The following is a 21,864-nucleotide window of genomic DNA, read 5'->3' as shown; positions in this document are numbered from 1 at the left end:
CTAGCCGGAAGCTCGCTCCAGAACCACTGCGTAAAAGCCATCGCATGCGTGCACTCCAGGCAGTGTCCGGAGCTGTCCGTCGCGCACCGCCGAGCCCAAATCCTGCCGCAACCCTTCGACGCGGCCGATGAGTCGATCCACCCCGACCCGCCTCCACTCGGCTCCAGCAACCGCTTCCACTACGCGCTCATTCTCTTCCGGCTCGAGGGAGCACGTCGAATAGACCACGCGTCCGCCCGGCGCGAGACGCTTCATAGCCGCCGCAAGAATCTCACGCTGCCGCAACGCCTGCCGCGCAAGCTCCTCCGGCTTCAGCCTCTGGCGAATCTCCGGATTTCTTGCGAGTGTTCCCGTTCCGCTACACGGAACGTCGCACAGGATCAGGTCGAACTCCCCTTCTTCCTCCGCTAACTTTGCCGCATCCGAAACTACCCCGCGGACCTTCGCACCATAGGGAAAGCGACGCAGCCGCGCCTCCATATGCGCCGTCCGCTTCGCACTCACATCGCTCGCGAGAACGTCGCCTTCGGTCCGCAGCGCAAGCATCAGCGTCTTGCCACCCGGAGCAGCACAGCAATCCCAGACCCGCAGCGCCCTGTCTTCCACCACCGGGGCCGCAGCAGCCGCAATCTCCGCCACCAACCTTGAACCGTCATCCATCTGCGGCATTTTTTCGTCGTCTGAGATGGCAAAGAGACCACCCGAGGCGGGCTCTTCCTGGTCTGCCTCGCAGATCTTGATCGCCGCGTCGCGACCATAGTGCTCCACCCAGCGTTCGACGAGCCATCGCGGATGTCCGAGCCTCTCCGCAAAGGCGGCGGTCGACTCGAAGATGCGCTCCTTCGGCTTCTGCGCTGCCGCAACCTTTCGCAGGATCGCATTGACCATCCCGGTTGCGTGCGGATGGCCGGCCGCCCGGCAAAGCTCCACGCTCTCACTCAAGGCTGCGTGTGCAGGGATGCGGTTCATGTGCTGCAACTGAAACGCTCCCATCCGAAGCGCAAGCGCCACCGGTTCAGGCAGCTTCTGTTCCGGGCGTTCAAGGAAGTTCCGCACCCGCGCATCGAGCGCGATCTCCCAACGCAGCACGCCCATCACGAGGGCGGTCGCGAGTTTCCGATCCTCCGGAGAAAGTTCTTCCGTCCTGACACCATGAAGAAGCTCGTCATTGTGCCCCTTGCCGGCACCGACCAGCAGCAGAATCTCGAACGCCACACGTCGCGCCGGTGAGACCTTGGCCTGTGCCTCCTCGGCCGACCGCGTCGGCCCTGCGCTCGCCGGACGAGCCTTCACAAAGCTTCGCTTCACCGGAACCGCACCCGGCTTCTTTCCACCTGCCCCTTCGAACCTCTTCAAATCCCCACCCGCTCACCACTCTTCACCTGGTACCCACGCATAAACTCCGCCGCCGCCATTCTCTTCTTGCCTTCCATCTGAACCTCTTCGAGGACGAGCCCCGTCCCCTCGCCACACACGGCCACTAACGAGCCATCCCGAAGCAGCAGCGTTCCTGGCTCACCTTCGTGATCGGCACCAGGACAAACCTTCGCCAGGATCAGTTTCTTTCCCCGCAGCGAGGTAAACGCGCCGGGCCACGGCTGAAATCCGCGCCACCGGTCATAGATATGCTTCGCCGTCCGCGAGAAGTCGACCAGACCGTCCTCCCGAGTAAGGATCGGGGCGAGTGTAGCCTGCGAGTGATCCTGCGCTACCGGCCAGAGCGTGCCCTCCTCGAACCCGGCGAGCGTCTTGACCATGAGCTCCGCCCCGACGGAACTCAGTCCCTCGAAGACATCCTCCGCCGTCTCTTCGACCCCAATCGGCACCACCTGCGCCAGAAGCATCGGTCCTGTATCCAGCCCCGCTTCAAGAACCATGGTCGTCACGCCTGTATGGGTCTCGCCATTCGCGACAGCCCACTGGATCGGCGCAGCCCCGCGGTACTTTGGCAGAAGAGAGCCATGCAGATTGATATTCCCGAACCGGGGCAGCGCAAGCATCCAGTCCGGAATGATGCGACCGTAGGCGACCACGAGGATCGCATCCGGCTGGATCGCTTCCAGCGTGGCTCGAAAGTCTATGTTGTTCTTGATCTTCTCCGGCTGAACGATCGGAATCCCGAGCTTCTCAGCGGCAAGCTTCACCGGAGGGACGCGAATCTCCATGCCGCGACCAGCGGCACGGTCCGGCTGGGCTACGACCAGCGCGACCTCATGTCCTGCTGCCACCACCGCTTCAAGAGTAGGTACGGCGAACTCGGGAGTCCCACAAAATACCAGCTTCATCTCAACCTCCGTCGTTCCTTGCCATTACCACTCGCCGTTTTTCTGCAGCTTCTTAATCTTCCGCAGCACAAGTTCCCGCTTCAGCCGACTGAGCCGGTCGATGAAGAGGACGCCGTCCAGGTGATCGATCTCGTGCTGTAGCGCGCGCGCCAGCAACTCCGTACCCTCGACCTCGAACCACTCGCCCTTTACATTCTGCGCCCGAACCTTCACCCACTCGGCCCGCACCACCTTCTCGCGAATATCAGGGAGGCTGAGGCATCCCTCTTCCTCGACCTGCCGACCTTGCTTCTCGACGATCTCCGGGTTGATCAGCGCAAGCTTCTCCTCCGGCCTCTCCTTGAAGCTTACGTCGATGACTGTAATTCGTTTCGAGATGGCGATTTGTGGAGCAGCCAGTCCGATGCCCTGCGCCGCGTACATGCTGTCGAACATCTCGTTCACAAATGCCGCCAGCTCCTCATCGAAGACGGTCACCGCGTCCGCCCGCCGGGCCAGCACCGCCTCGGGATACTTCACCACCTCATGAATCTTCACAAGCCTCTCCAACCCAAGCCATCAGAAACTACGAATCTGCTCACAGTATCCTTCGAAGTTCCGCTTCATCTCGCGCAGCGAATCCCCGCCAAACTTGTCGATCACCAACCCGGCGACCACAAGCGCCACCATCGCTTCGCCCGCGACGCCCGCCGCAGGCACCACGCAGACGTCCGAGCGTTCGTACGCCGCTTTCACCGGTTCACGTGTGGCAAAGCTTACCGAGCCAAGCGGTCTCCGCAGCGTCGAGATCGGCTTCAGGTATCCGCGAACGACGATGTCCTCGCCGTTGGAGATACCGCCCTCAAGCCCGCCCGCGTTGTTCTTCTCGCGCGAGAACCGCGTGAACTTCGCGCCGCCGTCCTCCGCCTCGCCTTCACCCTGCTCGCGATAGGCGATCGCGTCATGCACGGTTGAACCCATGGACTCTGCCGCCGTCACTCCGCGCCCAAGTTCGACTGCTTTCACCGCCTGCAGGCTCATGACAGCCTGCGCCAGCAGACCATCCATACGCTCATCCCAGTTCACATGCGTTCCGACACCCGGAGGCAAACCGTGGACGACAACCTCGAACACCCCGCCGATGGTATCGCCTGTCCGGAGCGCCGCGTCGACCTCGGCTTTCATTCGCGCCTCTGCCTCGGCATCCACGCAGTTCAGCAGGATCTCCTCGCGCGCATTCGACGCCACGATCTCAGCCCATGAGGCATCGCGTCCAAGCTCAGCCTTGCCAACGCGCACGACGTGGCTTCCCGCCTCGATGCCGAGTTCGCGCAGGAGCATCTTCGCCATGGCGCCACAGGCGACGCGGGCAGCACTTTCCCGGGCGCTCGCACGCTCTAAGACATACCGTGCATCTTTGAAGTCGTACTTGAGGGATCCGGCGAGATCCGCATGGCCTGGACGTGGCGAAGCGACCGCCTTATGCTTGGTCCCGTCACCCTCTTCCACCGGGAGGATCTCGCCCCAGTTCTTCCAGTCATTGTTCGCCAGCGTCATCGCGACGGGCGATCCGATCGTCTTGCCATGACGCACGCCGCTCAGGATGTGAGCCGTATCCCGTTCGATCCGCATCCGGCCGCCGCGTCCATAGCCCTGCTGACGCCGCCACAGCTCGCGATTCATGAACTCCTGCGCCACCGGAACACCGGCAGGCAGACCACTCACCAACGCCACAAGGCTCTCGCCGTGACTCTCTCCAGCCGTCGAAAACCGAAACTTCGAACTCACGATGCGAACCCGCTTCAATCAAAAAGTGTGGCCGGAGACAGCCCGGAGAGACCGAACCGGCCAAACCTAGATTGTAACAAGGCTGCTGGCCAAACTTGCACCGCCCCGTACATCGCCCCGCACCGCCACGCGTGAGGCTCTACGCGGGGCGTTACTCCCGCCGCAGCTCGGCTCCCGCCAATTCCGCCCCTTCGACGATCTCTCGCTTCTGGATTCCGGCATCGATCAGCAGCCCGATGCCAATTGCGAATGGAATCAGCGCGCAAGCCGCGCCTGAGAGTACATCCCGCTCGCTCAGAATCCACCCGAGCGCGATAAAGAAGAGCGCAATCCCGACCGCCGAAGCCACAAGCACGATGCCCCATCGACGCACCAGCCCAATCCGCCGCTGCATGTTCACCGGACGCGTATCGTTGGTCAGCATCTGGCTCATGAGCTCCGGTGGCACTCCGGCAAACATGCTCGAGCTTGGCTCCGAGATCGGAGGGAGCGGCATGCCCTTCGCGATCAGCGCCATCCTCTCTTCATACTCCAACTGCCTCTTCCGCATGTCGCTCACACGGCTTGCAATTACAATTCCCAGCACCATCGCGCAAGCCGCGACCGGCACGACGAAAGGACTATTGAACATCTCCGACATAACAACCTCCTCGATCTCAAACCACATGCCGCCTAAGACCGAACTCCTTCCGGTAAGTTTCAAAAATAATCGCTGAAACTTTTCCCCATGTTCACGGTCCTACCCAACTTGCAGACCGCTCTCCAACCCGTGCAGGACTTCGAAGGCATCGTTCGCGAGCACCAGGCGCTGGTCTTTCGGACACTCCTGCGGCTCACCGGAGCCAACGACCGCGTCGAGGATCTCGCGCAGGAGGTCTTCCTGCGCCTCTACCGCGGCCTGCAGCACTTCCAGGGAGACGCCAAGCTCTCCACCTACCTCTACCGCATCATCGTCAACGTCGCCCAGGACGAGTGGAAGCGCCGCCGCAAGGATCGCGCGTACCTCTTCACTCCCGCCTACAACCCCGACGAAGACGAGGACGATCCCACCTTCATCGAAACCCTCCCGCACACCTCGCCGAACGCAGAGCAGCAACTCTCCCATGCCCAGGTGCTGGAAGCCGTCGACCTCGGCCTCCAGCAGCTCTCCGAACCGGAGCGCGCCGTGCTCGTCCTTTATCATCAGGAAGAGTGCAGCTATGAGCACATCGCGCTCACGCTGAACCTGCCGATCGGGACCGTCCGCACTCATCTTCATCGCGGACGCCAGAAGCTCGGCGACCTCGTCCGCGCCCGCATGGGCGGCAAAGCTCAGGAAAGGAGAACCGAAGCCAAGTCATGGAAGCTCCCAACACTCATTCCGAAGATAGTCGCCAAATAACCAAAACCAGCAACCCGCTAGACGAGACGCCCCAGATGCCCGGTTCCACCTTTCAACCCGATCTCGACCGCAAGGTCCTCGAAGCGCTCGAGTCCAAGCCTGCGCCGATGATCCCGGCCGACTTCGCCGCGCGCATGGCTCTGCGCGCCCGAGCGTTGAGCCCGGCCGCAGCGTCTTCGGCGATGCTGCCCACCCACCAGCAACATACCCCGCACTATGGCCGCAACGCGGCCTGGGCGAGCCTGATCGTTCTCGCGGCACTCACCCTTTATTTATCCCCTGCACTCGCGTCGCAGACCCACGGCTTCAGTCCGCTTCTTTTGATCCAGTCGATCCTTCTGCTCCAGTTGCTCGCGCTCGGCCTCTGGCTCGGCAGCCGTCTCTTCCCCGGAAACGCCTGACGCGCAAACAAAAGTGGCCTCAACCCGCAAGGGTCGAGGCCACCTCGTCTTCCAGAGACCAGTAAAGCTTAGTGAATGGCCGGCTTGCCGGCGATCTTATCGCCAAGGTTCTCGGTGCCGTGCGCGGTCTTCTCAGCGCCGACCTTGGTTCCGTGACCGACATCCTTGCCGACGGTCTTCGTTCCATGAACAGTCTTGTGATAGACCTTCTTGGTTCCGTGGCCGGTCTTCACGGCTGCCTTCTTGGTCGCGTGGCCGGTGTCGACTGCAGCGTCCTTGGTGTCGTGGCCGGCGGCGTGCATGTCCTGGCCGGCGGTCTGGGCGTGGGCAGAAACGGAAAGCCCGAAGGTAATAGCCGTAGCGAGAACGAATCCGCCGAAAGTACGAAGCTGCATGTGTTTCTCCTCAATCACTTAGTGATGTTCTTCCATGGTATCCGCGAAACCGGTCAAACTGTTTGCGTATCTGGCGGTTATTTCGTGATCGCCGGGCAACTGCGGGCTTGTCTTAGCTCCCCGGGACCGCTTCGAGATGGCTCGTCGGCTCCGATGGCGAGATGCGATACCCGCGCAGGCCGTAAAAGATGATGAAGAAGTAGCAAACGAACGGAAGCAGAAGCGACCGATGGATGCCGTAATGATCCGCGCAGTAACCCATGAACACAGGAATCACGGCGCCGCCAACGATGCCCTGCACCACGAGCCCTGAACCGCGACCGGTCAGCGGACCAAGCTCCGCGACGGCCAGGGTAAAGATCGTGGGGAACATGATTGAGTTGAACAAGCCGACTGCCAGGATCGTAACCTCGGCGAACTGCCCGGTCCCAAACAATGAGCAGCCAACGAGCACCGCCGCGCCAACGCCGCTCAACACGAGCAGCTTTGGGGCTGAGATCTTCTGCATGAGCGCGGAACCGATGAACCGCCCGACCATCATGCCGCCCCAATAGAACGCCACCAGCTTCGCTCCAGCCTCGAGGCTCAAGCCAGCAATCGTGGGATCGGCAAGATACTTCACCAGGAAGCTGCCGATCGAAACCTCAGCGCCAACGTAGATGAAGATCGCGATGGCACCGAGGTAAAGGTGCGGATGGTTCCAGACGCTGTCGCCCTTGCCGCCGCCCAGTTCGCCGGGACGAAAGTCTTTCGTCACTTCGAGCCGGGGAAACTTATAGAGCGCAATCGCAACCGCGAGCAGGATCAGAATGCCAGCCAGAACGTAATAAGGAAGCTTTACGCTGGCCGCCTGCTGGGCGCGCGTTAGTTCCGCCCCGTGGACGGCAGCAGCATGCTTTACGGCCGCTGCCGTTCCGCCAAGGATAAGGATGCTGCCAAACCAGGGAGCGACGGTATCGCCAAGCGTGTTGAACGCCTGCGTCAGGTTCAATCGGCTCGAGGCTGTCTCGGGCGGCCCAAGGATGGTGACGTATGGGTTCGCCGCAACCTGCAGCACCGTCACACCAGCGGCCAGAACCACCTGCGCGGCGAGAAAGAGGGCATAGGTCACGGTCGTTGCGGCCGGAATAAACAGCAGCGCGCCCACGCCCATCGTGATCAACCCGATCACCATGCTGCGCTGGTAGCCCACAACCTCAACCAACTTGCCCGCAGGCTGCGCAAAGATAAAGTAGGAACTGAAGAACGCAAGCTGGATCAGCGATGCCTGCACGTAGCTCAGCGCGAAGATCGTTTGCAGGTGCGGAATCAGCACATCATTCAGTACAGTGCAGAATCCCCACATGAAGAACAAGGTGGAGACCATCGCCATCGCACTGTAGTTTGTTTCGTTCGGTGTGTAAGAGGAAATTCTTGTTCCTTGCGGATTTGCGATTGCCATACGTCGAAGAAGCCCCTCTTTTACGTGCCGTTAAGATTGTGACGATCCTATACCACCGTGGAATGGTTAGGCTATCGCCATCCACCGAAACAGTTTCGAAGGCTCTTCTCCTAACGATGTCCCGGGACGTTAACATAGCTGAGGTAGTCTCTGTCTACCCATATGACGACTAGACGACAGACCCCCGCGAAGAAGGTCCCCCAGAAAAGCGTTCCGGCAAGCCTGTTCTTTGGCCGCGACGAGTCGTGGCTGCGTTTCAACCAGAGAGTCCTCGAAGAGGCGCAGGACGCGACCAATCCCCTGCTCGAACGCGTCAAGTTCCTGGCCATCACCGCGAGCAATCTCGACGAGTTTGTTGAGATCCGCGTGGCCTCACTGCTTCAGCGCATCGAGGAGGGCCACAACGAGGCCCAGGCTCCCGACGAAGGCGGTCTGACCCTCACCGAGCGCCTCGATCTCCTCTCCGCCATGCTGCAGGACTTCGTCGCCGCCCAGTACGCCTGCTGGAACGAAAAGCTCCTGCCCGCGCTCAAGGCCGAGAAGATCCGTTTCCTCCGCTGGTCCGAGCTCAACGAAACGCAGCTTGAGCATGCCGAATCGTTCTACGAGAATGAAGTCGATCCGATCCTGACGCCCGTCACGATCGACCCGTCGCACCCCTTCCCCCGTGTTCTCAACAAGGCGCTCTGCATCGCCCTTCTTCTCCGTCACAAGCGCAAAGGCAACACGATGACGATGCTCGGCGTCGTCACCGTACCGCGCTCGCTCCCGCGCGTCGTGGCTCTCCCCTCGACCGATGGCCACCTCGACTTCATGTTCCTTCACGAGATGATCGAGAGCCAGGTGGCTCGCATGTTCCGGGGATACGAGGTCATGGGAAGCTCCGCTTTCCGCGTTACCCGCAACAGCAATCTGTATATGCAGGAAGAAGAGTCGCGCTCGGTTCTCGAAAGCGTTCGCGCCGAGTTGCACAACCGCCGCAAGGGCGACGCCGTCCGGCTCGAGATCGAAACGACCGCGATGCCCGAGATCATCGAGCGCCTGCGCACCAACTTCGAGCTCGATCCCTGGCAGGTCTTCCAGATGGAAGGCCCGGTCAACCTTTCGCGCCTGATGAACCTCTACAGCGCCGCGAACTGTGCCTCGCTCAAGTACCCGGTCTTCAAGTCAAAGAAATTCAAACTCAGCAAGAAGTCCATGGACATCTTCGACGAGCTGCGTCAGCACGACATCATGCTGCACCACCCCTTCGACAGCTACGAGACGGTAGAAGGTTTCGTCGAGTCCGCAGCGGTCGATCCCTCCGTCGTCTCGATGAAGCAGACGCTCTACCGCACGAGCGCTGACTCGCCCATGTTCCGAGCCCTGACCGAAGCCGCGCAGAGCAAGGATGTGACGGTCGTCATCGAGCTGATGGCCCGCTTCGACGAGGCCTCGAATATTCGCTGGGCCCGCGATCTCGAGGACGCCGGCGTCGGCGTCTTCCACGGCATCTTCGGCCTCAAGACGCACTGCAAACTCGCCCTTCTCGTGCGCCGCGATCCCGATGGAAAGACCCGGCGCTACGCCCACCTCGGCACCGGCAACTACAACCCGGTCACCGCGCGGTTCTATACGGACATCAGCCTCCTGACCTCAAATCCCGAAATCACGGCGGCTGTCCAGTCTGTCTTCCGTTACCTGACCGCCGAGGCCGACGGCCAGACCTACAAGCCTCTCCTCGTCGCACCCCTCACCATGGCCGGCGAGGTCATCGACCTCATCCACCGCGAGACCGAGCACGCCCGCGCCGGTCGCCCAAGCGGCATCGTCGCCAAGATGAACGCCCTGCTCGACCGCAAGACCGTCGAGGCGATGTACACCGCCTCACAGGCAGGCGTACCCATCGATCTCATCATTCGCGGCATGTGCTCTCTGCGTCCCGGCGTCAAAGGTCTCAGTGAGACCATCCGTGTCAGGTCCGTTGTCGGACGTTTCCTCGAGCACAGCCGCATCTTCTCCTTCAAGAATGGTGGCAACGACGAGATTTTCTGCGGCAGCGCCGACTGGATGCCTCGCAACCTCTACGAGCGCTGCGAGGTTCTCTTCCCCGTCCTTGACAAGCACCTCGCCAAGCGCCTCCGCGAAGAGATTCTGGGTGCCTACCTCAAGGACAACCTCAAGGCCCGCATCCTCCAACCGGACGGGATCTACACCCGCCCCACGAAGAATGGCCACCATCCCTTCTCCGCGCAGGAGTATCTGATGGCTCTCGCCTCCGAGGAGATCACCGAGATCCCCGCGAAGATCGCGGCGAAGAAGGCTGACAAGAAGGCTGAGCAGAAGGTAAAACACTCCGCGAAGAAGGCGGAGAAGCCAGCCGCACAGGAAGAAGAGCCTGCCGAGTTGGAACCTCAGCCAGCGAGCTAGACGCCCCGCCCTAGTCGTGAATCGTCACCTGGAACTGGTACGTATGGCGCACCGTGTTTCCGCCATCCGTACCAGCAGCGGTGATCGCAAAGAAGGTGGTCCCAAGCGGGCTCCCCGCATCCGCGCCCGCATTCACCTTTGTCCCATCCCCGCACCCAAGGCCAGATGTCAGGCAAATCCCAAGTGCCAGCACCAGAAGTGACCCCAGCCTCCGGCGCTTCCTGCCCGGAACCCCGAAGAACACCAGCACTGCCACGAACGTCCCAACCACCGCTCGCATAGCCGCCGGGCCGGCCGGAGCTGTCGTCGTGATCGTCAGCGTCGCCTGTCCCACACCGTTCAGCGTCGCTGGACTGAAGCTGCATGTCGTCTCCGTACCCGCCGGAGGCGTGCACGCAAATGAGACCGTACCCTGGAACGTCCCCACCGCCGTCACAGGCACCGTGACCGACCCCGTAGCGCCCTGCAGCAAGCTGAGCGTCTGCGGCGTAAAGCCCACGTTGTAGTCCGAAACGGCTACGGTGATCATCGCCGAGGTGACCGTGAGATACGAGGCATCACCCGAATAGATCGCGTAGATCGTATGCGTCCCATCCGCCAGACCGTTGCTGGAGAACGTAGCGGCCGCGGAGCCGGAAGCGTTCGGCGCAAGCGCAGCCGTCCCCAGCAGAACCGGGCTCCCGCTCGACGTGTCGTAGAAGCTGACCATCCCTGTCGGTATCGCTGCCGCCGCATCCGGCCCAACCACCTGCGCCGACAACACCACATTCAGCCCGGCCAGCGTGGAAGCCGCGCTCGAAGACAGGACGATCGTAGGAGCGACCGCCGCAGGAGTAAGACTCACCCCGGTCGACGTGCTCGTCAGGTAGTTAGTATCCCCCGCATACGTCGCCGTATACAGGTGAGTCGTGCCTGTGCCAACCGTCGTGGCAAGCGTCGCCACGCCCGTGGCGCTGAGCGTCCCCATACCAATCGACACGCCCGCGTCGTAGAACGTCACCATCCCCGTAGCCGCGACCGTCAGCGGCGTGCTTGCCGTTGAAGCAGCAACTGTAGCGGTCAGCGTAATACTCTGCCCCGCGAGCGCAAGCGGCGGAGCCTCCACCAAAGTGGTCACGCTTACGCCTTTGTTCGCGGTCAACGAAACGCTTGGGGCATTGCTGCAGACAAACGCAGACGTCGCTACGCAGCTCACCGCGACCGAATACATCCCGGGAATCGGGACAGGAACCGAGATCGCCGCTGTTGCCGTAGTCGCCGTCGAGGCCACAAGCTCGCCCTTATACGTCCCTGTCAGCCCCGTGATTTGCGCTGTGACCATGCTCCCAGCAGGCAGCGTGCTCCCAGATGGAATCGTCACCGCGGCAGTCACCACAGCCGTGCTGTTATAAGCCGCCGAGACGGGAAGGATGCTGGCCGCAAGCGTGCCCGTCACCGCCGTCGACGAGGTCGAGCCACTCGCGATCACAAGCACCGCAGACGTGCTCCCCTTGTACAGCGTGTCGCCCGAATACACGGCAGTGATGGTGTGAGTCGTTGTCTGATCGAGAGCTGCCGTGGCATAGGTGGCCATGTTCGAAGTCAACACACCTGTGCCAAGGAGCGTTGTCCCGTCGTAAAAGCTCACCATGCCGGTGGGTGCCGTCGAAGCTATCGCGCTCGGTGCCACCACCGCGGTAAACGTGATGTTGGTCCCATTCGCAATCGCCGAACTGCTCGTCAGCGCTGTCGTTGTAGCCGTCGTCCCTGCCGAGGTAGCTCCGGTCTCCGACACCGACAGATAGTTCGCATCCCCGTCATACGTGGCCGAGATGCTATGCGTCGCCACCGTAATATCCGTCCCCGAGACCGTCACCGTCCCGTTCGCCAACTTGCCCGCATTGATCGTCGTGGTCCCGTCGAAGAAGCTCACATTGCCCGTCGGTACCGGAGCTGTCCCAACCGCCGCCAGCGTGGCCGTAAATGAGATCGACGCCCCCGACACCGGCGGGTCGGGCGTATAGGAGACCCCGAGCGTCGGGGTCGCCTTCCCGATCGTCACCGTCTTCGTCAGCACATTCCCGCAGCTATAGCTCGCATCGCCCGAGCAGTTGATCGACAATGTCGCTGTCCCCACCGTCGCTGCCGGAATCGAGATCGTTGCCATCGACGAGCTCGCCCCCGCCGGCGCCAGCGTCCCCATATAGCTCGACGAGGTCCCCGAGAGGATCACGGTAATCGTCCCCGCCGGCACCCCCACGCCGGAGCCCGCGCTATCCGTGACCGCGACCGTATACATCCCACCGACGACATTCCCCGTGCTCACCACGGCCGACAACACCGAGGCTTCCGGCTGCACAAAGATCCCGGCCGAGGGGCTCACCGACGTCGCATAGGTTCCATCGCCCGAATAGTTCGCCACGACGGTCGTCATGCCGCCCGGCAGCGTAGCAGTCGAATAACTCGCCGTTCCGTTCACCAGGGGCGATGACCCAAGCGTTACCCCGGCAGAGGTCGCAAACGTCACCGTTCCCGTCGGCGTGGCGCCGCCCGTCCCGGTTGTCACGGTCGAACTCAGCGTGATGCTCGTCCCATGCACCGCCGAGTAAGCCGACGAGGTCAACGACGTATAGCTCTGCCCCGTCCCATGCGGAAACACCGTCAGCAGCTTCGCCAGGTCAACCAGCCCAAGCCCGGTCGCCGTCTCCCACGTGCCCGCCGCGGCACCATCCGCCTGCGTGTACAGCCCCGGAACAGGTCCCAGCCGGTACAGCGTTTCGTTGATGTTGCCGAGCCGCGTCCCTGCCTGCTGCACCAGCGTCGTCACCGTCCTCGCAAACGCATCGAGGCTGTTGACCGCAAGATCGGGAGCATACCGGAACCCGTCCGCCGGCAATCCAGGAGCGACCTGCCAGGCTGGCCTCGTCTCCGTCGAAGTTCCCGCAATGAAAGCTGTCCCGCCCGAAAGCGCGACCCCGGTCCCCTCCGATAAACCAGCCGGAAACCCCTGCCCCGAAGCAGTACAGCCATTCGCCGCAAGCACCGTTACTCCCTGAGCATTGGCCTGTCGCAGCAACGCCGTGTAAGTATCCACATCAGCCTGCGCCATGTCCGCACTGCAAGCCGTACCAGCAAAAATCAGAATCGACGAGCTATTCGCATCCAGCACCCCCGCGATGGCCGCAACGGGATCCGCTGAAGCGTCGCTCCCAAAACCAACAGCCGAAGGCACATCATCCAGCCCCGAAACTCCAGCGATCAAAGTAGCCGCATCGACTGGAAGAGAAGGCTGCGTCGCATTGGCGAAGAAAGTCCCCGTCCCCCGCTGAAGCTGGCGCAGCGACACCGCGAACGCCGCCTGCACCTGGCCAGCCGTCCCGGTCACCGTTAGAGTAGTCCGAGCCGCCGACGCCCCGGACACAGTCAACGACTGGCTTTGCAGCCACGCCGTAGCCGCCGCCAATTGCGCATCCGTTGCCCCAAAGCTCACGCCAAACTCAGTAGGCGTCAACCACCGCCGATACTCCGGCGAGGCACTGTCCTGCTGATCCAAAAGCCTCTGCTTCAGGGCAGCAGCGCGATCCGCCGGAATCGCAAGCCGCACCGTAAGCGTCATTGGCTGCGACGCCGGAGCCGCCCCGGCATCGACAAACTCGCCACCCGCCTGTACCGCACGCGTTTGCAGCGTCACCCGCTGCGCGCGGCTCAACGCCGGAAGCGTCATCAGCAAGAAGACGAAGTAGAGCCGCAAGAAGGCTGGGGAGAACCTCGAAGGGCCGGACAGGTTTGCCATAGGACCCCCTGATCCTTACAGAGCGTCCTACAGAAGGCAACCCGGAAAGCACCTGGCACGGTGCAACCTTGGTTCAGGCTTAACCGCGCTAAAGCGTATACCGCCCGGCATTGATTACATGCTTCGCCACCTGCCGTCGCAACGCGATCGTATCCACCGGATCATGCTTCGCCAGCCTGCGCAGAATCGTCATCTGCGTCCGCAGCATATCCCCCTCGGCCGCCGCCGCAACCACCTTCCGCGCCGCAAGCTCGATCACATCCATCGCCTTCGCCGCATACAGCTTCGCCATCGCGACGGGGATCTCACTCTTCAGCTTCTTGCCGTCCACAATCTTCTGCGCCCGCAGCAGCGTCGACTCCATCGCGAACACCTCGATGATCATGTCCGCGATCGCCCCCATCACCTCCTGCTCGTCCGCCATCGCCTGCATGTACTTCTGCGTGGCAACCCCAGCCGCGAACAACGCCGTCTTCTTCGCCGAAGCAAGCAGGTCGAACTCCTCCGCCAACGGCCCCTCGCGCTCTTCCTTCTCGATCGGCCCCGCCATCACCTCGTCCATCAGGTTCTTGATCGCAGGCATCAACGCCAGCTTGCCCGTCATGGCCGACTTCATCAGCCACCCCGTAATGATCAGCCGATTGATCTCATTCGTGCCTTCAAAGATACGGTTGATCCGCGCATCCCGATAAGCCCGCGCCGCCGGATACTCCTCCACATACCCATACCCCGCGAAGATCTGCAGCGTCTCGTCGACCACGTAATCCAGCATCTCCGACGCCCACACCTTCACAATCGAGCACTCCACCGCATAGCTCTCGATCTGTTTCTGAATCGCCTTCGTATCGTTCTTATCCACGCCCGCAAGCGCCTGGTCGATCAGCCCCACCGTCCGGTAGCACACCGCCCCGCCCGCAAAGATCCCCACCGCCGAGTTCGCGATCTTCTCCTGGATCAGACCAAACTCGGAGATCGACTTCCCGAACGCCTTCCGGTCGATCGCATACTTGATCCCGTTATCGAGCGACCGGTGCGCCCCACCCACCGCCGCATTCCCCAGCTTGTACCGCCCGACATTCAAAATGTTGAACGCAATGTGGTGCCCTTTACCGACCTCGCCAAGCAGGTTCCCCGCCGGAATCACGCAGTCCGTCAGGATCAGCGGCGTCGTCGACGACCCGCGAATCCCCAGCTTGTGCTCCTCATTGCCATTCGTAAACCCCGACGTCCCCCGCTCGATCAGAAACGCCGTCAGCTTTTCCTTGTCTTCCCCCGGCACCGCACACCGCGCAAAGACGGTATAAAGATCCGCGATCCCGCCATTCGTAATCCACATCTTCTCGCCGTTGAGCGTGTAGGTCGAGCCATCCTCACTCAGCACCGCCCGGCACCGCGCACTCACCGCATCCGACCCCGAGGTCGACTCCGAAAGCGCATAAGCCGAAATAATCTCACCCGATGCGATCCGCGGCAGATACTTCGCCTTCTGCTCCGCCGTCCCGTACCAAACCAGAGGAAGCGTTCCAATTCCCGTATGCGCCGAGAACGCCACCGAGAACGACCCCTGCCGCGAGATATTCTCCGCCACAATCGCCGAGCTCATCTTATCCAGCTCAAGCCCCCCATACTCCTCAGGAATATCGATCGAAGTAAGCCCAAGCTCCGCCGCCTCCTTAAGCAACCGACGCGTAACCGAGAAGTCCTTCTCCTCGATCGCATCCGACATCGGCACGATCTCGTTGTTGGCGAAGTCAGCCGTAGTCTCAGCAATCTGCCTCTGCTCTTCCGTGAAGTCTTCCGGAAAGATGCAATCGTCAGGCTTCGCATCGGTGATAAGAAAGGCACCACCGGGAATGCGGACAGTCTGCGGCTTGATGGTCGTTACTTCAGGCGGGAGGGTAGTGGAAGCGGCCATGGTGTGACTCCTGAAAAACAAATTTGAAGATGTTTCTAAGCTTTCTAGCCAAGCGGATAGCTTTAGGTGCCTGCGAAGACTTGCGTCTTGCTTAAGGGCACGGCTTCAGCCGTGCCATGACGCTGCCCATGGGCAGCGGCTTTAGCCGCTGAGGTACCCTCTTGGGCACCGTGGATTACTGGTGTTTCGCTACTCTTCACCTTTACCAAACAGATTCAGTTCTGAAATCCCGCCACCCGCGATGGGCGCGTGTCTCGGAAAGCTGCAAGTGCGGCAATCTGGACCCATCCCAAAGCGCTTCTCGCATGAAGGACAATCGAAGCCCCAAAAGGTGTAGCGAAAAGCCACGCCAGCCACGAACATCGCCCATCCAAGGGTAAAGAAGATGAGTGCATCCCAGCCTCGCCCTCCAGCATTTGGAGCAAGCTTCAAAACGATGAAGAGAAACAAGCAAAAAGGAGCTAACGCGATTGCCTTGTACGAGCGGATGACAAAGAGTTGGCGACGAGCAATGCGGGCCAGTTCGGGAAATTCATCAACAGAACGGGTCTGCTGTCCTCCCTGATCCGTCGCTGAGAACTTCTCATTCATCGGCACCACCCCGAACAGGCCATCTTGTTTTCAGGTCCAGCATCAGTTCACCGCCTCAAAGATCCCAGCCGCCCCCATCCCACCCCCAACACACATCGTCACCATCCCATACTTAGCCCCCCGCCTCGGCATCTCCCTCAGCAAAGTAGCCGTCAACTTAGCCCCCGTGCACCCAAGCGGATGCCCAAGCGCAATCGCCCCGCCATTCACATTCAGCCGAGCAGGATCGATCCCAAGCACCTTGATGACAGCTAAGGACTGCGCCGCGAACGCCTCATTCAGCTCAATCACCCCAATATCGTCCAGCGTCAAACCAGCCATCTTCAGCGCCTTAGGAATCGCATGAATCGGCCCGATCCCCATCTCCTCCGGATCGCACCCCGCATACGCAAACGCGATAAACCGAGCCATCGCCGGAATACCCAGTTCCTCCGCCCGCCGCGCCGACATCACAATCGCCGCCGCCGCCCCATCCGACGTCTGCGACGAGTTCCCCGCCGTCACCGTCCCCTTCGCATGAAACACCGGCTTCAGCCGCGCCAGCGCCTCGAGCGACGTATCGGCCCGCGGCCCCTCATCCTTCGCGAAGATAGAAGACGTAGGCTTCACCCGAACCTTCCTGCTCTTCCCGTCATAATCGGGAATCGCATTCGTAACCTCGACCGGCACAATCTCATCGTCAAACCGCCCCTCAGCCTGCGCCGCCAGCGCCTTCTGATGGCTCTCAAACGAGAACTGATCCATAGCCTCCCGGGTAATCCCGTAGTGCGCCGCCACCCGCTCCGCCGTCAGCCCCATCGACATATACGACCCCGGATAGTTCTCCACCAGCCACGGGTTCACCGAGATCTTGTTCCCGCCGAACGGCACAAACGACATGCTCTCCGTCCCGCCGGCAAGAATCACATCCGCGCTCCCCCCGCGGATCCGGTCCGCCGCAATCGCAATCGACTGCAACCCCGAAGCACAGTACCGATTCACCGTCATCGCCGAAGTCGTAAAAGGAAGCCCCGCCCGAAAGCTCGCGATCTTCGCGACGTTCATCCCCTGCTCACCCTCAGGCATCGCACACCCAAGGATGACATCCTCGATCTCCGCCTTATCCAGTTGCGGAACCCGGGCGAGCGTCCCCTCGATCGCAACCGCCGCCAGGTCATCCGGACGCGTCGTCCTCAACGTCCCCCGGGGAGCCTTGCCCACCGCCGTTCGCACTGCCGAAACAATCACCACATCATTCATAGAACCCTCAATCCCAACTAGTTCCGCAACGGCTTCCCCGTCTTCAACGTAAAGGCAATCCGCTCCTGCGTCTTCTTCTCCCCGCACAGACTCAGAAACGCCTCCCGCTCCAGGTCCAGCAGATACTGCTCGCTGACAGGAGTGCCCGGCGTCACCTTCCCGCCACAAAGCGCATAAGCCACCCAGTTGGCAATCTTCGCGTCATGCTCCGAGATGAACGCCCCCTGACGCATCGTCCAAACCGCCAGCTTCAACGTAGCCAGGGCATTCTCCCCTGGAGCCGGAATCGCCATCTGCACCACCGGCGCACTATACCCCGCCTCCGCAATCCCCATTGCCCTTGCCTTCGCATCCGTCAGCAAGCGCTCCCGGTTAATCGTGATCAGGTCTGAAGCCTTCAAAAACCCAAGCCCCCGAGCCTCGGCCGCCGAAGTAGAAACCTTCGCCATCGCAATCGTTTCGAAGTTCTTCTTCAGCGCCTCGAAGATCTCGACGCCCTCCCCACGAGCATCCGGACGAATACTGGCCCCCGCCTCGATACTCTTGATCGTCATCTCCTTGCATCCACCGCCCGCCGGAATCAGCCCCACGCCTGTCTCCACCAGCCCCATATATAGCTCTGCATGCGGCTGCCGCGCGGCTGCATGCAGCGATATCTCCACGCCCCCACCCAGGCACATCCCATAAGGCGCAACCACCACCGGCCGAGGACAGAACCGGATCGCCTGCGTCATGTTCTGAAACTGCTTCACCATCATCTCGACCTCATCCCACTCCTCTTCCTGCACGGAGAGCAGAAGCTGCATGAGGTTCGCGCCAACCGAGAAGTTCGTCGAATCCCCGGTAATCACAAATGAGGAAAAATTCGCCACCGCCTCCGACCCCGGCTTGAGCGTCTGCAGGATCAGCGAGACGATATCTCCGCCCAGCGCATTCATCTTCGAGTGCAGCTCGATCGCCGCCACTCCATCGCCAAGGTCGACAACCGAAGCCCCGGCGTTCTTCTTGAAGACGCCATGGCTCTTCTTCACCGCAGCCAGCGAAGAAACCCCATCGGCCACAAGCACAGGCTTGTAGCTACCCGTAAACGGATCGAAGTACCGTCGCCCTGAAGCCACCGAGACGTCGTCGACATACCACGAAGCCTCAACCCCATTGGCCTCGGCATAGGCCAGCAGCTTCTCCGTATTCTCTGCCACCGGAGCCCCCGCCGCCCGCATCCGCTCCGTCGTCGCCTTCATCCCTGCCGCGTCAAACATCTCGAACGGCCCAAGCTCCCAGTTGAACCCCGTCTTCATCGCCTGGTCGATCTCGACGATCGTGTCGGCAGGCTGGGACCCATCCGCCGCCACCCGGTTCGCCGAGTATGTAAACAGCTCCGTCAGCAGAGGCCAGTAAAACGCTGCCGCCTTATCCGACCCGGCATCCGCATGCAGCAACTGCGGTATCCGAGCCGTCGTCCGCTCCACGTTCTTCGCCATCTCCAGCGCCGCAAACTTCGGCCTCATCGAAGGCTTGTAATCCAGCGTTTGCCAGTCCAGCACGTGCCGCAGATCCCGACCGTCTTTATCCTTCCCTTCCTTCTTGTAGAACCCCTGCTTCGCCTTATCCCCGAGCCACTTCTTCTCGAGCATCTTCGCGATGAACGAAGCCAGCACCACATCCTGCCGTTCGTCGCCGATCTTCTCCGCCTGCGCCGCGAAGTTCGAGGCCACATGCGCAAGCACATCCACGCCCACCAGGTCCCCAAGCCGGAACGTCCCCGTCTTCGGCCACCCCAGCGGCGCGCCCGTCAATGCGTCGACCTCCTCGATCGTCAGCCCCTGCGCCTGCATCAGCCGGATCGCATTCCCCATCGAGAACGTCCCGATCCGGTTCGCGATAAAGTTCGGCGTGTCATGCGAAGGCACAATCGCCTTCCCCAACCTCTGATCGCCAAAGTGCGAAATCGCCGCAATGTCCTCCGCCGAAGACTCGTCGGTCGGGATAATCTCCAGCAGCCGCATGTACCGTGGCGGATTGAAGAAGTGTGTCCCGAACCAGTGATGCCGCAGGTCATCCGGCATTCCTTCGACGATCTTCGCAATCGGCAACCCCGAAGTATTGGAGGTAATGATCGACCCCGCCCGCCGATGCTTCTGCACCTTCTCCAGCAGCCCTCGCTTGATCTCGAGATTCTCGGCGACGACTTCGATAATCCAGTCGCAATCCGCGATCAGCCCAAGATCATCCTCAAAGTTGCCCGTAGCGATCTTGCCCGCCGCATCCGGCGTATAGAAAGCCGCGGGCTTCGACTTCTTCAACCCATCGAGCGCGGCCAGCACAAACTTATTCCGCTCGGCCTTGGCTGCATCCGCACCGACACCTGGAGGCACGATATCCAGCAGCACCACCGGCAGCCCGGCATTCGCGACATGCGCGGCGATCCGTGAGCCCATGGTTCCAGCGCCGAGCACGGCGACCTTGCGGATGTCGTGCGGTTGCGGGTGTATTGCGTTCGACATGATCTCCGGACTCTCCTGAAGCAGAAAACAAGCCTCGTCCGGCAGACATCCCGAACGGCACGACTCTACTGAATGGTCATTCATTTCGTCAAGTGAACGTTTCGCGAAGATATCGCGCTTACCTTCTCCACCTCGATCCGTTATGGTTAACAGGTTATTGCTCGGAGGTCGTCTCTTTGCTCAAGCATCACGGTTTGTCGCTGCGCCGGTTCGCGGGTGTGGCGTCCCTTGGGGTCCTTCTTGCGGCCTCGCCCATCACCCTCCGCGCCCAGGATCTCGCCAGCTTTGAGAAGCGCACCACCGTCAAGGTCCTCCCCAACGGACTCACCCTCATCCTTTGCGAGCGCCCCGAAGCCCCCGTCTTCAGCTACTTCACCATGGTCGACGCCGGATCGGCCGACGACCCCCAGGGCGCCAGCGGTCTTGCCCACATGTTCGAGCACATGGCCTTCAAGGGCACCACCGAGATTGGCACCACCAACTACCCCGCCGAAAAGGTCGCCCTCGCCAAGGTAGAAGTCGCCTACGCCGCCTACGACGCCGAGTACCGCAAGCGCGTCGGCCAGGATCCTAAAAAGCTCGAGCAGCTCAAGAAAGTCTTCGACGGCTCCACCGCCGAGGCCGAGAAGTACGTCGTCCCCAACGCCTTCCCCCAGATCGCCGAGCAGAACGGAGCCGAGGGCCTCAACGCCTCCACTGGCGAAGACTCCACCCAGTACTTCTGGAGCATGCCCTCCAACCGCCTCGAGCTCTGGGCCTACATGGAGTCGAGCCGCATCGGCGAGCCCGTCGAGCGTGAGTTCTACAAGGAGCGCGACGTCGTCCAGGAAGAGCGCCGCATGCGCACCGACTCCTCCCCCACCGGCCGCATGATCGAGCAGTTCCTCTCCTCCGCCTACGTCGCTCACCCCTATGGCCGCCCCACCGTCGGCTGGGAGAGCGAGATCAGCCAGGTCACCGCGACTGAAGCCGCCGCCTTCCACAAGAAGTATTACGTCCCTGCCAACATCGTCATCGCCGTAGTAGGCGACGTCAAAGCCTCCACCACCCTCCCCATTCTCGAGAAGTACTTCAGCAACATCCCCGCCGGCCCCAAGCCCGAGCCGATGACCACCGTCGAGCCCCCGCAGATCGCCGAAAAGACCGTTCTCATCCACGACCAGTCGCAGCCCTTCTACATCGAGGGCTACCACCGCCCCGACTACCGCGATCCTGACGATGCGGTCTACGACGCCATCACCGACATCTTCTCCAACGGCCGGACCGCCCGACTCTACCGCTCCCTCGTCCGCGACCAGCGCATCGCCGCCACCGCCCAGGGCTTCAGCGGCTTCCCTGGAGACAAGTATCCCGGACTCTTCGCCGTCTACGGCGTTCCGTTACCCGGTCACACTACCGACGAGATCGCCAAGGCCATCCACAAGGAGATCGATCGCCTGAAGACCGAAGAGGTCTCCGACGACGAGCTCGCGATGTTCAAGACCCGCTCCCGAGCCGACCGGCTCCGCGGCCTCGCCGATAACTCCGGCCTCGCCAACCAGCTCGCCGACTACCAGACCAAATTCGGCGACTGGCGCGAGATGTTCCGCGAGCAGGCCAAGGACGACGCCGTCACCAAGGCCGACATCCGCCGCGTCGCCAACAAGATCTTCGTCGACAGCAACCGCACCACCGCCCGCATCGAGTTCGCCGCGCCCCCCGCCGGAACCTCAGCCGAAACACCGGAAAAGACCAGCGGAGCCGCCCAGTGAAGAGAGAATTAGC

Annotated in this window: 16 protein-coding genes; 4 read left to right on the top strand and 12 right to left on the bottom strand. The window is 61.7% G+C overall.

From position 1 onward, the window contains the following. From GRAN_RS14240 to GRAN_RS14220, 5 genes are all read right to left on the bottom strand, one after another. The gene (locus GRAN_RS14240; RefSeq protein ID WP_128913665.1) at nucleotides 1–1,356 is read right to left on the bottom strand and encodes a transcription antitermination factor NusB; all 1,356 of its coding nucleotides are present in this window, start codon (nucleotides 1,354–1,356) and stop codon (nucleotides 1–3) included. Next, entirely contained in the window at nucleotides 1,353–2,285 is a 933-nt protein-coding gene (gene fmt / locus GRAN_RS14235; protein WP_128913664.1) for a methionyl-tRNA formyltransferase, read from the bottom strand. The genes GRAN_RS14240 and fmt overlap by 4 nt, the downstream gene beginning before the upstream one ends. 24 nt (nucleotides 2,286–2,309) lie before the next feature. Further along, complete coding sequence (gene def / locus GRAN_RS14230) at nucleotides 2,310–2,822, bottom strand: peptide deformylase (protein WP_128913663.1); 513 nt, start codon at nucleotides 2,820–2,822, stop codon at nucleotides 2,310–2,312. Nucleotides 2,823–2,843: 21 nt separating this feature from the next. Then, nucleotides 2,844–4,052, bottom strand: coding sequence for a chorismate synthase (gene aroC / locus GRAN_RS14225; RefSeq protein WP_128913662.1), 1,209 nt, complete (start codon nucleotides 4,050–4,052; stop codon nucleotides 2,844–2,846). A 151-nt stretch (nucleotides 4,053–4,203) separates the two neighbouring features. Then, a complete protein-coding gene (locus tag GRAN_RS14220; protein WP_128913661.1) occupies nucleotides 4,204–4,692 on the bottom strand; it encodes a hypothetical protein in 489 nt (162 codons plus the stop codon). Nucleotides 4,693–4,779: 87 nt separating this feature from the next. Between GRAN_RS14220 and GRAN_RS14215 the strand changes: the two genes are divergently transcribed. After that, on the top strand, nucleotides 4,780–5,433 hold the full coding sequence (locus GRAN_RS14215) for an RNA polymerase sigma factor (protein ID WP_128913660.1): 654 nt from the start codon (nucleotides 4,780–4,782) through the stop codon (nucleotides 5,431–5,433). 35 nt (nucleotides 5,434–5,468) lie between these two features. Next, entirely contained in the window at nucleotides 5,469–5,834 is a 366-nt protein-coding gene (locus tag GRAN_RS14210) for a hypothetical protein (RefSeq protein ID WP_128913659.1), read from the top strand. 68 nt (nucleotides 5,835–5,902) lie between these two features. On the opposite strand, the gene GRAN_RS14205 is transcribed toward GRAN_RS14210, so the two are convergent. Together GRAN_RS14205 and GRAN_RS14200 are read right to left on the bottom strand one after the other, a co-directional pair. Beyond that, nucleotides 5,903–6,229 carry a hypothetical protein gene (locus GRAN_RS14205; RefSeq protein ID WP_128913658.1) on the bottom strand — a complete coding sequence of 109 codons (327 nt, stop codon included), beginning with the start codon at nucleotides 6,227–6,229 and terminating at the stop codon, nucleotides 5,903–5,905. A 112-nt stretch (nucleotides 6,230–6,341) separates the two neighbouring features. Beyond that, the gene (locus tag GRAN_RS14200; RefSeq protein WP_128913657.1) at nucleotides 6,342–7,670 is read right to left on the bottom strand and encodes a sugar MFS transporter; all 1,329 of its coding nucleotides are present in this window, start codon (nucleotides 7,668–7,670) and stop codon (nucleotides 6,342–6,344) included. Between the two features lie 162 nt (nucleotides 7,671–7,832). Here GRAN_RS14200 and ppk1 point away from each other — a divergent pair, with 162 nt between their 5' ends. Further along, nucleotides 7,833–10,079 carry a polyphosphate kinase 1 gene (gene ppk1 / locus GRAN_RS14195; protein WP_128913656.1) on the top strand — a complete coding sequence of 749 codons (2,247 nt, stop codon included), beginning with the start codon at nucleotides 7,833–7,835 and terminating at the stop codon, nucleotides 10,077–10,079. Between the two features lie 10 nt (nucleotides 10,080–10,089). Here ppk1 and GRAN_RS14190 read toward each other — a convergent pair whose 3' ends face one another. The 5 genes from GRAN_RS14190 to GRAN_RS14170 all read right to left on the bottom strand — a co-directional run bounded on the left by GRAN_RS14190 (nucleotide 10,090) and on the right by GRAN_RS14170 (nucleotide 20,100). Next, complete coding sequence (locus GRAN_RS14190) at nucleotides 10,090–13,851, bottom strand: Ig-like domain repeat protein (protein WP_128913655.1); 3,762 nt, start codon at nucleotides 13,849–13,851, stop codon at nucleotides 10,090–10,092. Nucleotides 13,852–13,939: 88 nt separating this feature from the next. Beyond that, nucleotides 13,940–15,766: an acyl-CoA dehydrogenase family protein gene (locus GRAN_RS14185; protein WP_128913654.1), complete on the bottom strand. Its 1,827-nt coding sequence runs from the start codon at nucleotides 15,764–15,766 to the stop codon at nucleotides 13,940–13,942. Nucleotides 15,767–15,955: 189 nt separating this feature from the next. After that, on the bottom strand, nucleotides 15,956–16,357 hold the full coding sequence (locus GRAN_RS14180) for a hypothetical protein (protein ID WP_128913653.1): 402 nt from the start codon (nucleotides 16,355–16,357) through the stop codon (nucleotides 15,956–15,958). A gap of 42 nt (nucleotides 16,358–16,399) precedes the next feature. Next, nucleotides 16,400–17,596, bottom strand: a complete 1,197-nt coding sequence (locus GRAN_RS14175) for an acetyl-CoA C-acyltransferase (RefSeq protein ID WP_128913652.1) — start codon at nucleotides 17,594–17,596, stop codon at nucleotides 16,400–16,402. Between the two features lie 17 nt (nucleotides 17,597–17,613). Beyond that, on the bottom strand, nucleotides 17,614–20,100 hold the full coding sequence (locus GRAN_RS14170) for a 3-hydroxyacyl-CoA dehydrogenase/enoyl-CoA hydratase family protein (RefSeq protein ID WP_128913651.1): 2,487 nt from the start codon (nucleotides 20,098–20,100) through the stop codon (nucleotides 17,614–17,616). A gap of 176 nt (nucleotides 20,101–20,276) precedes the next feature. On the opposite strand from GRAN_RS14170, the gene GRAN_RS14165 reads away from it, so the two are divergent. After that, nucleotides 20,277–21,851 carry a M16 family metallopeptidase gene (locus GRAN_RS14165; RefSeq protein WP_241654618.1) on the top strand — a complete coding sequence of 525 codons (1,575 nt, stop codon included), beginning with the start codon at nucleotides 20,277–20,279 and terminating at the stop codon, nucleotides 21,849–21,851. The last annotated feature ends 13 nt before the right edge of the window (nucleotides 21,852–21,864 follow it).

Origin of the sequence: Granulicella sibirica (assembly GCF_004115155.1) — a bacterium.
GTDB classification, from domain to species: Bacteria; Acidobacteriota; Terriglobia; order Terriglobales; family Acidobacteriaceae; genus Edaphobacter; species Edaphobacter sibiricus.
This window is presented reverse-complemented; position numbering and strand designations above follow the sequence as displayed.